Raw genomic sequence first — 12,880 nt, forward strand, 5'->3', positions numbered from 1 at the left:
ATAAATCTGTTTTTTTGACTGAGCTTTGTGAGGGATAAAGGTATGTTTAAGACTCACAGTCAAACGGCAATGGTCTCGGCACAGGAAGTGATTAATCAAAAACTAATAATGTTGGTGGACGATGATCCAATATTTCGCAAAGTAACCAATGCCTATTTAGAAAGTCAGGGTTTTAAAGTAGTAGAAGCAGAAAACGGCCTAGAAGCGCTTCAACAACTCAGGGAATGCCAACCCGATCTTATCTTGTGTGATTTATCGATGCCGGTCTTAGATGGTATCGAGTTCGTCGAAGAAGTTAGTCTCGAATACCCATATATGCCGCTTATCGTGGTATCAGGCACGGATGAAATGTCCGATGTCGCGAAAGCGTTGCGGTTTGGTATTAAAGATTTTCTTCCTAAACCGATAGGTAATTATGAGCACCTATCTCAGGCGATAGAGAATACGCTAGAAGATACCGATAGCCACTTCTCAGAACAACGTGACTTTTCAAGTCAGTGGTTCAGGGTTGATGATGGTGGTGAAATCCCAGATGAACAAGAGCTGTATTGGCATCTGGAATATTTGCAACAGAATCCGAGTGCGGCAAGAGATTTACTGCAAGCTCTATTGCCAGAGAAGGATGCTGCTCAGGGAGATTGGCGCTGCTCGTACCGTTTATTGCAATCGACGGATGTGATGCCCTTGGTTTTCGATTATCGTTGGTTAATGAATGGTCAATTTGCGTTTTATCTCGTTGATTCTGCTTCCCAAGCTAATGATGGAGTTGCGACGACATTGCTCGTTAGGGCATTGTTTGACGATTATCTCCGTAACTTGAAAAGTTTCAGTGCTGATCTCAAGGACATGGTAGGGATCATTGAAAAAGGAATTGAGTGTTCGGAGTGTGCGGGTGCAGTCAATGCTGTGTTTGGTGTCGCCGACCTCGCTTCATCCTCGGTCTCTATATTGCCTGCGGGTTTAGATAGCCATTGGTCTGACGGAAATACGAATCAACACATCGCAGCAGGTAACCGTTTAGGGGGAGGAAGTATGAAAAACTTCATCACCCGCGATTTACCGCTTAGTGTTGCAGGACAGTTATCTATCGGGTGTTTAGGTTCTTCAAGTTTTAGTTTAAGTATTACCCGGAAATCCCGACTAGTATAATTATGACTTGCAAACCAACAATAAGCAGCGTCCTGACGCTGCTTATTATCTTTTTAGAACCACCAAAACAACATACGTTTAGTTTAATAACCTTACTTTTTACTGGTGTTTAGATTTGGCTGTTTAATGTATAGTCAGCGCTTAAAACAATAATGACCCATTTGTGCAACGATAATTTAACGCTGTGCCTTGGGAAAAGCAAAGTCAACTAGTGAGAAGACACATCATGGCAGACAAAGATTTTAAAGAGCCTTATAATATTTTTTACTTTTTAGGTTTTATTGCAGTTCTTTTGATCCCAACACTTCCTGCAACGCTAACCTGGCTTCGTGTAATGAATGGTTACGCAGGCTTTTAATCTAGCTATTTTGTACCGGAGTTCACCATTCGTATTAAGCGTTACTTTTTCAATACTGTTGGTGGACTCTGTATTGTGCTCGGCATAGCCGGCATAGCCCTTCCACTTTTACCCACCACACCTTTTATTTTGCTTGCTAGCGCATGTTTTATGCGTGGTAGCCCCGCATTTCATCAATGGTTACATAACCACAAAACGTTTGGACCCATTCTCGACAATTGGCATAAGCATCGGGCTGTTACTTCAAAAGTAAAAAAGCGTGGTGCGATTTTTATTGCGCTTAGTTTCATGGTTTCAATCGTTGTTATCCCCCTCGTTTGGGTAAAAATTGGTCTTTTAGTGATGCTAATCGTTTTACTCAGCTGGTTTATGCGTCTGCCTGTGATTGAGTTGGTTGCTGACCGAGAAGAAAATCACTAAGATTGTAGAGAATAGTGTGCCCGCTCTTCGAGTGGGCGTTTGTATTTTCAGCGCCTGTGACTTTTACGAAAATAAGCACATAGTGGTGAAAACCTATTGTTCGTTGCCCTCGTGATACTGCGATTAGAGAGGGCGATGAGCCAATCTAAGTAAATCGGTATTATGACTACAGAAACAATTTCACTGATCAAATCTAGCATCAAAAGCATCCAAGACTACCCAAAGCCAGGCATTCTATTTCGTGATGTGACGAGCCTTCTTGAAGACGCGAACGCATACCAAGCGACGATCAACTTACTTGTTGAACGTTACAAAGATATGGGCTTTACCAAGGTTGTGGGTACGGAAGCTCGTGGCTTTCTATTTGGCGCGCCTTTAGCGCTTGAGCTAGGTGTTGGTTTTGTACCAGTGCGTAAACCAGGCAAGCTTCCACGCCCTACTGTTGCTCAATCTTATGAGCTTGAATACGGCGTTGATACACTAGAAATCCATACAGATGCCATCGTTGAAGGCGACAAAGTACTGGTTGTCGACGATTTATTGGCAACGGGCGGTACTATTGAAGCGACGACTAAGCTGATTCGCCAACTGGGTGGTGAAGTTGAGCACGCTGCGTTCGTTATCAACCTACCAGAAATCGGTGGCGATAAACGTTTAGAAGCACTAGGTCTAAACGTGTACAGCATCTGCGATTTTGAAGGACATTAATACATTCAATGAGTTATTTAGCTTTAGCGCGAAAATGGCGTCCTAATCAGTTTGACCAAGTTGTCGGACAAAAACATGTCCTGACGGCGTTGGAAAACGCACTGGCGCAAAACCGTTTACACCATGCTTATCTGTTCAGCGGGACTCGTGGTGTGGGTAAAACGAGTATCGGTAGGCTGTTCGCCAAAGGCTTGAACTGCGAAACCGGCATTACCGCGACACCTTGTGGTAAGTGTGATACTTGTCGTGAAATTGATGAAGGTCGCTTTGTCGATCTTCTTGAAATCGACGCAGCATCACGTACTAAAGTTGAAGACACTCGTGAACTGTTAGACAACGTTCAATACAAACCTGCTCGTGGACGTTTTAAAGTGTACCTCATCGATGAGGTGCACATGCTATCGCGTCACTCTTTCAATGCGTTGTTGAAAACCCTGGAAGAGCCGCCAGAGTATGTGAAGTTCTTACTCGCAACAACTGATCCACAAAAGCTGCCTGTCACTATATTGTCGCGTTGTCTTCAGTTTCATCTGAAACCAATCAGCGTTGATGATATTCACCAGCAACTTGATTACATCCTAGGTCAAGAGCAAGTTTCAGCAGAGCCAAAAGCGTTGGGTATGATCTCACATGCTGCAGATGGCAGTATGCGTGATGCTCTTAGCTTGACTGATCAAGCAATTGCATTAGGTAACGGTGCGGTGCAAGCCGATATTGTCAGCCACATGTTGGGGACGATTGATACCGACCAAGCGATTCACTTACTAGAGTCAATCAGCAGCAAGAAACCTCAACAAGCTATGGATAAAATCCAACAATTAGCGGCAAATGGTGTTGAGTGGGATGGTTTGTTGCAGCAAGTCGCAACACAGTTACACCGAATTGCGATGTATCAAGCGTTGCCCGCGTCGTTAGACCGAGCACAACCAGATGCAGAGAAAATTGAGCTGTTGAGTAAAGCTCTAAGCCCGCAAGACGTTCAGCTTTACTATCAAATTGCATTAAAAGGTCGTGAAGATTTGACCCTCTCGCCAAATGGGCGAGTCGGTTTGGAAATGATTGTGCTGCGTATGTTGGCGTTCCGTCCATCAAATAACAGTGGGGCAAATGTTGTTTCTAGTAACTGCGAGCCAGCGTCATCTCCGGCTCAAAGTACCAGTCAACCAAAGGCTGCGCCAGCTCGGACAGTAGCATCTCCTCGAGCTCAGCAGCCGAGTCCAGCACAAAGCTCACCACAAGTGGCGCCTCAACCTTCATCCAATTCACAACCTGAATATCACGCGAGTGGATATGAGACGGTTCCGCCACAGTATGATATGGCGCCGCCGATGAGCGAAAACCCTGCACCGCAGCATGAAACGCCACCTCAACAAGTGCAAGAGAGCGTTTCAACACCGGCGCGCGGTGGTCTAAGCGGTTTACGTCACCAATTACGTTCTCAGCGTCAAGGCCTACAACAGAACACTCCTCAAAATGGTGGCTCAAAAAAGCCTAAAGCGGCATCTGCACAACCAGAATCGGTTATCGACCGAGTAGCGCAATTGCATGGCAATTCCGCGCAGGTGTCGCCAAACTCAGCTCCGAAGTCGACGGAGCCACAAGTTGAAGAAGCGTATCGCTGGCGTCCAAGCAAGCCTGTTGAGACAAAAGTAAATACAAAACTGACACCTACGCAGCTCAAGCAGGCACTTGAGCATGAGAAAACGCCTGAAATGGCACAAAAGCTCATCGATGAGTCATTAGAACATAATGAATGGGCGAAGCTAATCAGCTTAATGGAGATCCCTAAGCTGGTAGAGCAACTTGCGCTAAACTCTCATTATAGTAAGGAAGGAACAACCGTTTCGTTACTATTGAGAAGCAGCCAAGCTCATTTGAATACTGATAGAGCTCAAGCCGAATTGCTCAAAGCACTTAATACCGTGTTAGGTGAAGAGTGCCACATGAGCATCGAAATAGGGGAGAGTGGAGAAACACCACTTGAACTGAGAGATAGGCTCTACCAAGAGAAATTACAGCAAGCGCTGAACAGTTTAGAAAACGATCCAAATGTTCAATTTATTGAACGTCGTTTTGCTGCAGAGCTTGATAAAGATAGTGTGCGCCCTATCTAATAATCGAATGGAATGGGGTTGAAAACCCAAAGGTATAACCCCATTAATTGATGCAACACCTCATTAAACCAGAGAGATAAACATGTTTGGTAAAGGCGGTATGGGCAACCTAATGAAGCAAGCCCAGCAAATGCAAGATCGCATGCAAAAGCTTCAAGAAGAAATCGCGAATATGGAAGTAACTGGCGAGTCTGGTGCTGGCCTAGTTAAAGTTACTATCACTGGTAGTCACAGCGTACGTCGTGTTGACATCGATGAAAGTTTGATGGAAGACGACAAAGAAATGCTTGAAGATCTGATCGCTGCGGCGTTCAACGATGCAGCCCGTCGTGTTGAAGAAACTCAAAAAGAGAAAATGGCTTCTGTAACTGGCGGTATGCAACTACCACCAGGTATGAAAATGCCATTCTAATCTGCTGATATTTAATTAAGCGGACTTTTAATGCGTACCAGTCATATGCTGGAGCAATTGATGGAGGCCTTACGTTGTCTACCTGGGGTTGGCCCCAAGTCAGCGCAGCGTATGGCCTTTCATTTGTTACAGCGCGATAGAAAAGGCGGTTTGCAGCTTGCAGATGCGCTTAGTCAGGCAATGACAGAAATAGGTCATTGTACTGAGTGTCGAACCTTCACCGAAGAAGAAGTCTGTCACATTTGTACCAACCCAAAACGCCAAGAAAATGGTCAAATTTGTGTGGTAGAAAGCCCGGCAGACATCGCAGCCGTTGAAGCAACAGGCCAATATTCTGGTCGGTACTTTGTTCTTATGGGGCATTTGTCGCCATTAGATGGTATTGGTCCAAGTGATATTGGATTAGATGTCCTTGATTACCGCTTACGTCGCGGTGATATTACCGAAGTGATTTTGGCGACAAACCCAACAGTTGAAGGTGAAGCCACTGCCCATTACATCGCAGAGCTATGTAAAGAGCACCAAGTTGATGCCAGCCGCATCGCGCATGGTGTGCCTGTCGGTGGGGAGCTAGAGCTTGTTGATGGCACGACGTTGTCACATTCGCTATTAGGTCGACACAGAATTTAATAAAAAGCCGCTGAACTCAGCGGCTTTTTTGATCTTGGGAGTTGGGAACGATTAATCGTTCGATTCTTCACCAAGAAGGTTTTTGTAGATAACCGCACCAAGCACGCCACCCACAATAGGCGCAACCCAGAACAGCCATAGCTGAGAAACCGCCCAGTCACCCACATATACTGCGACTGCCGTGCTACGAGCAGGGTTTACTGACGTATTGGTGACAGGAATGCTGATCAGGTGAATGAGAGTCAAACACAGGCCAATTGCGATAGGTGCAAAGCCTTGTGGCGCACGTTTGTCTGTTGCACCCATAATGACAATCAGGAACATCATCGTCATGACAACTTCAGTCACAAGTGCAGCGATCATCGAGTATTGGCCTGGAGAGTGTTCCCCATAACCATTGGCGGCAAAGCCAGAACCCACAACATCGAATCCTGCTTGTCCAGATGCAATAACGTAAAGCACGCCACCTGCGATAAGCCCGCCGATCACCTGTGAGATGATGTAGGGAGCAACGTCTTTTGTCTCAAAACGACCGCCAGTCCAAAGGCCAACTGTCACTGCAGGGTTCAAGTGACAACCTGAAATATGACCGATAGCAAATGCCATCGTCAGAACGGTTAAACCGAATGCCAAAGAAACGCCCAACAGACCAATACCCACTTCAGGGAAACCCGCAGCCAACACCGCGCTACCACAGCCGCCCAACACTAGCCAGAACGTGCCAAAAGCCTCAGCCAAATACTTATTCATGTTCTTTCCTGATCTTTAATTAAATGACCCGCTGAACATAGTCGAGAATTGTCAATAAATTGTGAGGAAGATCGCGCAAAAACCGCAAATGGAACGCTATGTGGCAAGATTTCTCAAGGGTGAGATAAAAAGCAGAGGGGGGGGGGAAGTGCTAAATCTTGAGTTTGCTTTGATTACTGCCTCGGAGAGAAACAACCGAGGTACTAACTTTAAACGTGTGGTCTAGAGTCGCATTACGTCAATTGTTCTAATTCAGTGATGTTGTCGAGTGCTTCTTGATTGGTGTTGCCGCATACAATCGGACACGGTTTAAAATCGTGACAGACTTTGGGGCGTTCAGGCTTACCAAATAGCTTGCACAAATTGTCGTCGTTGAGTTGCACACAACGAACACCTGCAGGTTTGCCCTTGGGCATTCCAGGTATTGGTGAAGAGATACTTGGCGCAATACAGCACGCTCCACATCCTAATCGACAATCCATAATGTAAACCTCTTAAAAATTAAGGGGGCAATTATGGTCATTTTGACGTGGATTGGAAGAGTGAAGAAAGAAAAAAATAAAAGGGCGCGCTTAACATTACGCTCCCTTTTTGGTTTTTTGCTTTTAAATCATCGTGATTATTTTAAGAAACGGTTATAAACAAACAACAGAATAAATGCGCCTAGTGTTGCGGTAATGATACTACCAATGTTGACGCCAGTTGCTCCGCCGAAACCGAGAATGCCGCCAAGGAAGCCACCTACAAATGCCCCTGCAATACCAAGTAACATTGTTGCAATCCAACCGCCCCCATCTTTTCCTGGCATGAGCCATTTAGCAAGTGCGCCGGCGATTAAGCCCAAAATAATCCAAGAAATAATACCCATGAAAACTCCTTAATGCCTTCTTGATCAATTGAGTAATGGAAACTTTTTTAAGGATAGAACAGTAAAACGAAAGTAGTTGAATATCTCCACCGTTATGTGGGAAGGATGCAAGATCTTCTCAAAACTTGAACTTTTGCGTTGAGAAGAGTATAAATCGCCCCCTAAATTCCCTTGGTGAGACCTGAAGTATGAGCACTCCATTTTGGCAAAGTAAATCGTTAGAGCAGATGACAGAAGAGGAATGGGAATCTCTCTGTGATGGTTGTGGCAAATGTTGTTTGCATAAGCTGATGGATGAAGATACCGATGAAATCTACTATACCAATGTGGCTTGTAGCTGGCTGAACAGTAAAACGTGTTCATGTAAGGATTACCCAAACCGTTTCACTTCGGGTGAAGAGTGCACCAAGCTGACCCGAGAAGACATCGACGATTTTACTTGGCTGCCACACACGTGCGCTTACCGTCTGTTGGCTGAAAAGCAGCCTTTACCAGAATGGCATCCGTTGATTACCGGCTCTAAGTCCGCAATGCATGCGGCTGGGGAAAGTGTCCGTAACAAAGTTGTTTACGAGATTGATGTGGTGGATTGGGAAGACCATATTTTAAATCATCCCAACCGTCCTTAGTCGAATAAAAACAAGCCTTTCATTTATTAAATGAAAGGCTTGTTTGCTATTGGGGCTCCCAACTTTGACGTCTCGCTAACGAAATGCTGCTCAGTTTATTATTTAGTGTTGTAAACTTAGGAGTATGATTTCAACGCTTTACACTTCTATTCCTGATTGTTTTGATCAGGATTGTTCCCTATGAGGTAAACATGACGTTTCATTTCCCCCAGAAACTGCGCCTGACATCTTGGGTGACATTATTCGCACTTGCCGTCATTATGCTCTCCCCAATGGCTGTTTATGCGACTGCTACTGACGATATCCAAGAGCCTTCTGCTGCCGAAATCTCGATTGACAACTTGAACCGAGAGATTGTGGATTTATCCCAAAGCCTCTCGCAAGCGAGTGGCGACGAGCGTGATGCCCTTCAACTGCAACTATTCCAAAAGAATGAAGAATTAAGAAGCCAGTTAGCGTCAGCGATTGAACGTGAAACTATCTCTCGCGACAAGCTGATCTTGCTAGTTAAAAAACAAGAACAATACTCTGAGGACGCGACGAACTATCTATCGGAAAAAATAAAGAAAGTCGTCGAGGATTTAAATAAGGCTAAGGATGAAGAGAAGCTTGCTCTTGTTAACGATTATCGAGAGCTACAGCGTTATCTTGATGTTAGCTTCGATTCGAGCTGGCAAAATCTCGCTTGGTTGAAGGAGCTAGGGGCCCAAAACGAGCGCGCAGAAGCGGAACTAAAAGATAAAATTGATAAACGTATGCGCTTACTGTCTGCTTCAATTGAGTACTTGAGTCAGCAAAGTGAGATCATTGGCTCCCAACTTTCGTCTAGCCCAGAGTCGGAAAAAGCGTCGTTGCAACTTAGTCAGCTCATTACTAAACAAAGGCTAAATATTGCGACAGAAAGCTTACGCAACCTGATTTCAATTGGTGATAAAGTCGGTTTAGAAACGTCTGAATACAAACGCCAAATTTTTGAAGTGACGGGTAATATCACCCATGATTTACTGAATACCAAAGTTGTGTGGTCAATACTGAGTCACTGGTCCAACTCGGCACTGGATTGGTTTGCCGAGAATGCACCGCAGCATATCTTCCAGTTGTTTGTTTTTGCGCTGATTTTATTGATCGCTCGCGGACTGGCTAAGTTAACTCGCAAAGTCGTCCGTAAAGCAGTTGCATCGAAAAACTTAAAACTTTCCCACTTGATGCAGGACTTCTTTATCTCGATGTCCGGCAAATTCGTGTGGGTGATCGGTATCATGGTGGGCTTATCTCAGCTTGGTTTGAACCTAGCGCCAATCCTAACCGGTTTCGGTATTGCTGGTGTGATTATTGGTTTCGCGTTGCAAGACACGTTATCCAACTTCGCGGCGGGTATGATGCTGCTTATTTATCGCCCATTTGATGTTGGTGATTTTGTGTATGCTGGCGGTGTGGATGGCAAGGTAAGCCATATGAGTTTGGTGAACACCACAATCCGTACGTTTGATAACCAAATTATTATTGTGCCTAACAGCAAAATCTGGGGAGATGTTATTAAGAACGTCACGCATGAACGCATTCGCCGCGTGGATATGGTGTTTGGCATTGGCTATGCGGATGACCTCTTAAAAGCGGAGTCAGTATTGTCTGATATCATTACCTCTCACCCTTCGGTACTTCGCACTCCAGAGCCAATGATCAAAGTTCATACATTAAATACGTCTTCTGTAGATTTTATTGTGCGTCCTTGGGTAAAAACGGATGATTACTGGGATGTATACTGGGATGTGACGAAAGAGGTGAAACTACGCTTCGACCGAGAAGGTATTTCGATTCCTTTCCCACAACAAGATGTGCATTTGCATATGGTGGAGAAGCAAGACGCTTAATCACAGGTCCCAACAAGTGAAAGGCACTCTAGGTAGAGTGCCTTTTTTGATCTTCGGTTAGCGTTATTGTTACAGTTCGTTAAAGAACACCAGTTTCGGCTCGCATTCTAACAAGTTGTCGATCTGGCTAATCAAAAGAGCAAAGTGTTCTGTTTTACCATGAAGCTCAAACGCTTGTTGGTTTTTAAATTGCTCCTGAAAAACGAAGTGGCATGTATTGTCTTTATCTTGGAACAATTGATAACGAACGCAACCTTCTTCATTGCGAGTAGGTTCAAGCGCTCGGGTAAGTACCTCTTTCAACTCTTGTTCTTTTCCCGGTTGTGCATGAAAGGTAGCCGTCAAGTGAATCATAATGTTTACTCTTTTTGTTATAGGTAACGCCCTTGGCGTTGCAGGAACTCAATTTTGTAACCATCAGGGTCGGTTACAAAAAAGAACGTTGCTAAATGCTTTTGTTGATGGTCAAAGGCTTTGATGTCACCAGTTTCAATGCCGAGAGATTTAATGCGTTTGTGGGCTTGTTCAATGTCCTCCACGCTGACGGCAAGGTGGCCGTAACCTGAGCCGTGAGTGTAGGGCTCACTTTGGTCGTGATTGTGCGTCAGTTCCAATTCAAAGCCAGTTTCTTGGTTGGCTAGATAGGTTAGAGAAAAGCCATCAAAGATGTATTGATCAGCGACTTCTAGTTCAAGTACGTCACAGTAAAATTGTAGAGAGCGGTCCAGATCACTTACTCGGATCATGGTGTGAATCATTTTTGTCATAGGTACTCCTTGATAGTCCGCACAGGTTAGCGATTTCAAAAGGAGTCTGGGTAGTACTCTAGTACGACAAATTAGAAGATGCTCAAGGGTTTATAATACGGATGCATAGCCTAGGATGGTTATTGCTCGGTTGGTTGCTATTAACTGTTAAGTTGCGCAAGTGCTTGACGAGTGGTCTCTTGAGGTTGGCGGGCGTAAGTGAGGCAAGCGCATCGAAGTAAGGAGGCAAAGTTGTTCACTTCACCATTGTATTCGAGTGCCTCTTGATAAACAGTGCTTATGAATTTAGGAACCGTCATGTTTTGAGCACTAGCGATTTCCTCAAGAATTGTCCAAAAGCTCGCTTCAAGTTTTACACTGGTCGCGTGACCATCAATACGGATAGAGCGGGTGATGAACTGATAGTTGTCTTGGGGTTGCTTAGCAAAGATTTCGCACATTTTCTTTATTCATATAATTAAAGACCCATAATTATTGTGGTGTACGATTTAAAACGTCAACTGTTTTCATGCATAAAAAAACGCTCCCTTGCGAGAGCGTTGAAACATCACGAGTTGTGAAGTAAGTGCAAGTTGATTATTTAATTTGTTGCTTCAAGTACTCGCCTAGTTGCGAGTGGTGCATGATTTTTGATACTGGAAGGATAGTTTCTGCAGGTCCCCAAGCAAATACGTTGACAGGAGTATGCGTATGAGTACCCGTCCCCCATACTGTGTTTTGCTTTGTTGCATGCTCACGCGCTAGCAAGTTGCCACGGTCGTTGTAAGGAAAGAAAGCATCAAAGTCATTGATTGTCGGTACGTTCTCTTCGCTTAAGTATTTGTGTCCAGCGAGTCGGTATGGATTTGGTTTACTTGCTAATACGCGTTCTGCTTGCTCAGGCGTAATCGAAAAATCGCTATTTGCGTTCACGACTTCCGCAAACTTCTCTGGAGTTTGCTCTTTCTTATCAAGCGCTTGGAATTCACTGATCATGCCGTAGTAACTTTTCTTTTGGTTGTATAAACCATCGAGGATCTCGAACTGACCAAAGTTGAAGTTTGGCGCGTAATCCTGATTTTTGAATGCTTCGCCGTCGCGTTTTTGTGGTTTAGGCAAGTTTGCTGATGAGTAGCTAAAGCCAAAAGAGCCGGTTTCGTGGTCAGCAGTAACAATGATCAGGGTGTCATCACGGCCTTTTGCCCACTCATAAACTGAGTTTACCGCTTCATCGAATTTAAGCATTTCATGCAGCATCGTACCTGCATCGTTACTGTGGCCAGCCCAGTCAATTTGGCCGCCTTCAACCATCAAGAAAAAACCGTCTTTGTCTTTTGAAAGAATGTCGATTGCTTTGGTGGTCATTTCTTTCAGCGATGGCTGCGTGCGTTTTGGATCGTTTTTGCTTTGACTGTAGGCAATACCATCGTTCATGCCCGAGTAAGCAAAAAGTCCAAGTAATTTGTCACCTTTAGCTTGTGTGAGCATATCGCGGCTGAAAGCCAGGTTGTAACCTTGGTCTTGCGCCTCAGTAAGCAAGTTGCGCTCATCTTTACGTTTCGACTTTAGGTAGACATTACCTTCAGTGAGCTTTTCAAGTTGCTCGTATGTCTCTCCCTTGTCGTTTGTCGACTTTGGAATCCAATGACGAAGTCCCCCAGACATCATCACGTCTACGCCTGTTTCGAGCATATCCGCCGCAATACTGTTTTCTAGGGAGCGATGTGGTTGATGAGCGGCAAATGCTGCTGGCGTTGCGTGGGTCATACGCGTATCAGAGACGAGCCCTGTTGCTTTACCTTTACTTTTGGCTTTTTCCAAAATAGTTTCGACATGGTTGCCTTGGCTATCAATGCCAATGACTTCAGAAGCGGTAGGGATTCCTGTCGCTAGCATCGTAGCTGAGCACGCAGAGTCGACGACAATTGCGTCTTCTGGATTGGTCAGTGATGATCCAATCACACCTTCTTGAGCGAGTTTGTATAACGCTGTGCTTTCGCCTTTGTAAACCGAGTTAGGTGCGTGTTTTGCGTAGGTCTCGAGTAAACCAACTTGTTGAGGACCCATGCCGTCGCCGATCATCAAAATGACGTTTTTGATTTCAGCTGAGAGTGCGTTGAAAGAGAGGGTAGATGCAGCCACTGCCGTAACGATTGGAGATACTAAGCGCTTCATTATATTTTCCTTGTTTATTGAAAGCGCAGGCATTAAAGCAATGATTTATG

Annotated in this window: 16 protein-coding genes; 9 read left to right on the forward strand and 7 right to left on the reverse strand. The window is 44.8% G+C overall.

Annotation, left to right across the window (positions count from 1 at the left end; all coding sequences use genetic code 11):
• Window positions 1-42: 42 nt before the first annotated feature.
• The 7 genes from R7Z49_RS09515 to recR all read left to right on the forward strand — a co-directional run bounded on the left by R7Z49_RS09515 (window position 43) and on the right by recR (window position 5,791).
• A complete protein-coding gene (locus R7Z49_RS09515; RefSeq protein WP_005380606.1) occupies window positions 43-1,149 on the forward strand; it encodes a response regulator in 1,107 nt (368 codons plus the stop codon).
• A gap of 226 nt (window positions 1,150-1,375) precedes the next feature.
• Window positions 1,376-1,507: a hypothetical protein gene (locus R7Z49_RS09520; RefSeq protein WP_005380608.1), complete on the forward strand. Its 132-nt coding sequence runs from the start codon at window positions 1,376-1,378 to the stop codon at window positions 1,505-1,507.
• Between the two features lie 33 nt (window positions 1,508-1,540).
• Window positions 1,541-1,927, forward strand: a complete 387-nt coding sequence (locus tag R7Z49_RS09525; protein WP_373921219.1) for a YbaN family protein — start codon at window positions 1,541-1,543, stop codon at window positions 1,925-1,927.
• A 162-nt stretch (window positions 1,928-2,089) separates the two neighbouring features.
• Window positions 2,090-2,635, forward strand: a complete 546-nt coding sequence (apt, locus tag R7Z49_RS09530) for an adenine phosphoribosyltransferase (protein ID WP_005384957.1) — start codon at window positions 2,090-2,092, stop codon at window positions 2,633-2,635.
• Window positions 2,636-2,643: 8 nt separating this feature from the next.
• Window positions 2,644-4,749: a DNA polymerase III subunit gamma/tau gene (gene dnaX / locus R7Z49_RS09535; protein ID WP_186584753.1), complete on the forward strand. Its 2,106-nt coding sequence runs from the start codon at window positions 2,644-2,646 to the stop codon at window positions 4,747-4,749.
• 82 nt (window positions 4,750-4,831) lie between these two features.
• The gene (locus tag R7Z49_RS09540; protein WP_005380618.1) at window positions 4,832-5,161 is read left to right on the forward strand and encodes a YbaB/EbfC family nucleoid-associated protein; all 330 of its coding nucleotides are present in this window, start codon (window positions 4,832-4,834) and stop codon (window positions 5,159-5,161) included.
• Window positions 5,162-5,191: 30 nt separating this feature from the next.
• Window positions 5,192-5,791 carry a recombination mediator RecR gene (gene recR / locus R7Z49_RS09545; RefSeq protein WP_005380619.1) on the forward strand — a complete coding sequence of 200 codons (600 nt, stop codon included), beginning with the start codon at window positions 5,192-5,194 and terminating at the stop codon, window positions 5,789-5,791.
• Window positions 5,792-5,842: 51 nt separating this feature from the next.
• Here recR and aqpZ read toward each other — a convergent pair whose 3' ends face one another.
• From aqpZ to R7Z49_RS09560, 3 genes are all read right to left on the reverse strand, one after another.
• Window positions 5,843-6,541 carry an aquaporin Z gene (aqpZ, locus tag R7Z49_RS09550; RefSeq protein WP_054575356.1) on the reverse strand — a complete coding sequence of 233 codons (699 nt, stop codon included), beginning with the start codon at window positions 6,539-6,541 and terminating at the stop codon, window positions 5,843-5,845.
• A 233-nt stretch (window positions 6,542-6,774) separates the two neighbouring features.
• Window positions 6,775-7,023, reverse strand: coding sequence for a YkgJ family cysteine cluster protein (locus tag R7Z49_RS09555; RefSeq protein ID WP_017820793.1), 249 nt, complete (start codon window positions 7,021-7,023; stop codon window positions 6,775-6,777).
• 137 nt (window positions 7,024-7,160) lie between these two features.
• On the reverse strand, window positions 7,161-7,409 hold the full coding sequence (locus R7Z49_RS09560; RefSeq protein WP_005380625.1) for a GlsB/YeaQ/YmgE family stress response membrane protein: 249 nt from the start codon (window positions 7,407-7,409) through the stop codon (window positions 7,161-7,163).
• A gap of 188 nt (window positions 7,410-7,597) precedes the next feature.
• On the opposite strand from R7Z49_RS09560, the gene R7Z49_RS09565 reads away from it, so the two are divergent.
• On the forward strand, window positions 7,598-8,038 hold the full coding sequence (locus R7Z49_RS09565) for a YcgN family cysteine cluster protein (RefSeq protein WP_005384948.1): 441 nt from the start codon (window positions 7,598-7,600) through the stop codon (window positions 8,036-8,038).
• A gap of 191 nt (window positions 8,039-8,229) precedes the next feature.
• The gene (locus tag R7Z49_RS09570) at window positions 8,230-9,909 is read left to right on the forward strand and encodes a mechanosensitive ion channel family protein (protein ID WP_054575344.1); all 1,680 of its coding nucleotides are present in this window, start codon (window positions 8,230-8,232) and stop codon (window positions 9,907-9,909) included.
• A 69-nt stretch (window positions 9,910-9,978) separates the two neighbouring features.
• On the opposite strand, the gene R7Z49_RS09575 is transcribed toward R7Z49_RS09570, so the two are convergent.
• From R7Z49_RS09575 to R7Z49_RS09590, 4 genes are all read right to left on the reverse strand, one after another.
• Window positions 9,979-10,263, reverse strand: coding sequence for a putative quinol monooxygenase (locus R7Z49_RS09575; RefSeq protein WP_005384942.1), 285 nt, complete (start codon window positions 10,261-10,263; stop codon window positions 9,979-9,981).
• Window positions 10,264-10,280: 17 nt separating this feature from the next.
• Window positions 10,281-10,676: a VOC family protein gene (locus R7Z49_RS09580; RefSeq protein ID WP_005380685.1), complete on the reverse strand. Its 396-nt coding sequence runs from the start codon at window positions 10,674-10,676 to the stop codon at window positions 10,281-10,283.
• Window positions 10,677-10,816: 140 nt separating this feature from the next.
• A complete protein-coding gene (locus R7Z49_RS09585; protein WP_005384938.1) occupies window positions 10,817-11,116 on the reverse strand; it encodes a ribbon-helix-helix domain-containing protein in 300 nt (99 codons plus the stop codon).
• 136 nt (window positions 11,117-11,252) lie between these two features.
• On the reverse strand, window positions 11,253-12,830 hold the full coding sequence (locus R7Z49_RS09590; protein ID WP_025767190.1) for an alkaline phosphatase: 1,578 nt from the start codon (window positions 12,828-12,830) through the stop codon (window positions 11,253-11,255).
• Window positions 12,831-12,880: the final 50 nt, after the last annotated feature.

Origin of the sequence: Vibrio sp. 1562, from assembly GCF_033340155.1 — a bacterium.
GTDB classification, from domain to species: Bacteria; Pseudomonadota; Gammaproteobacteria; order Enterobacterales; family Vibrionaceae; genus Vibrio; species Vibrio alginolyticus.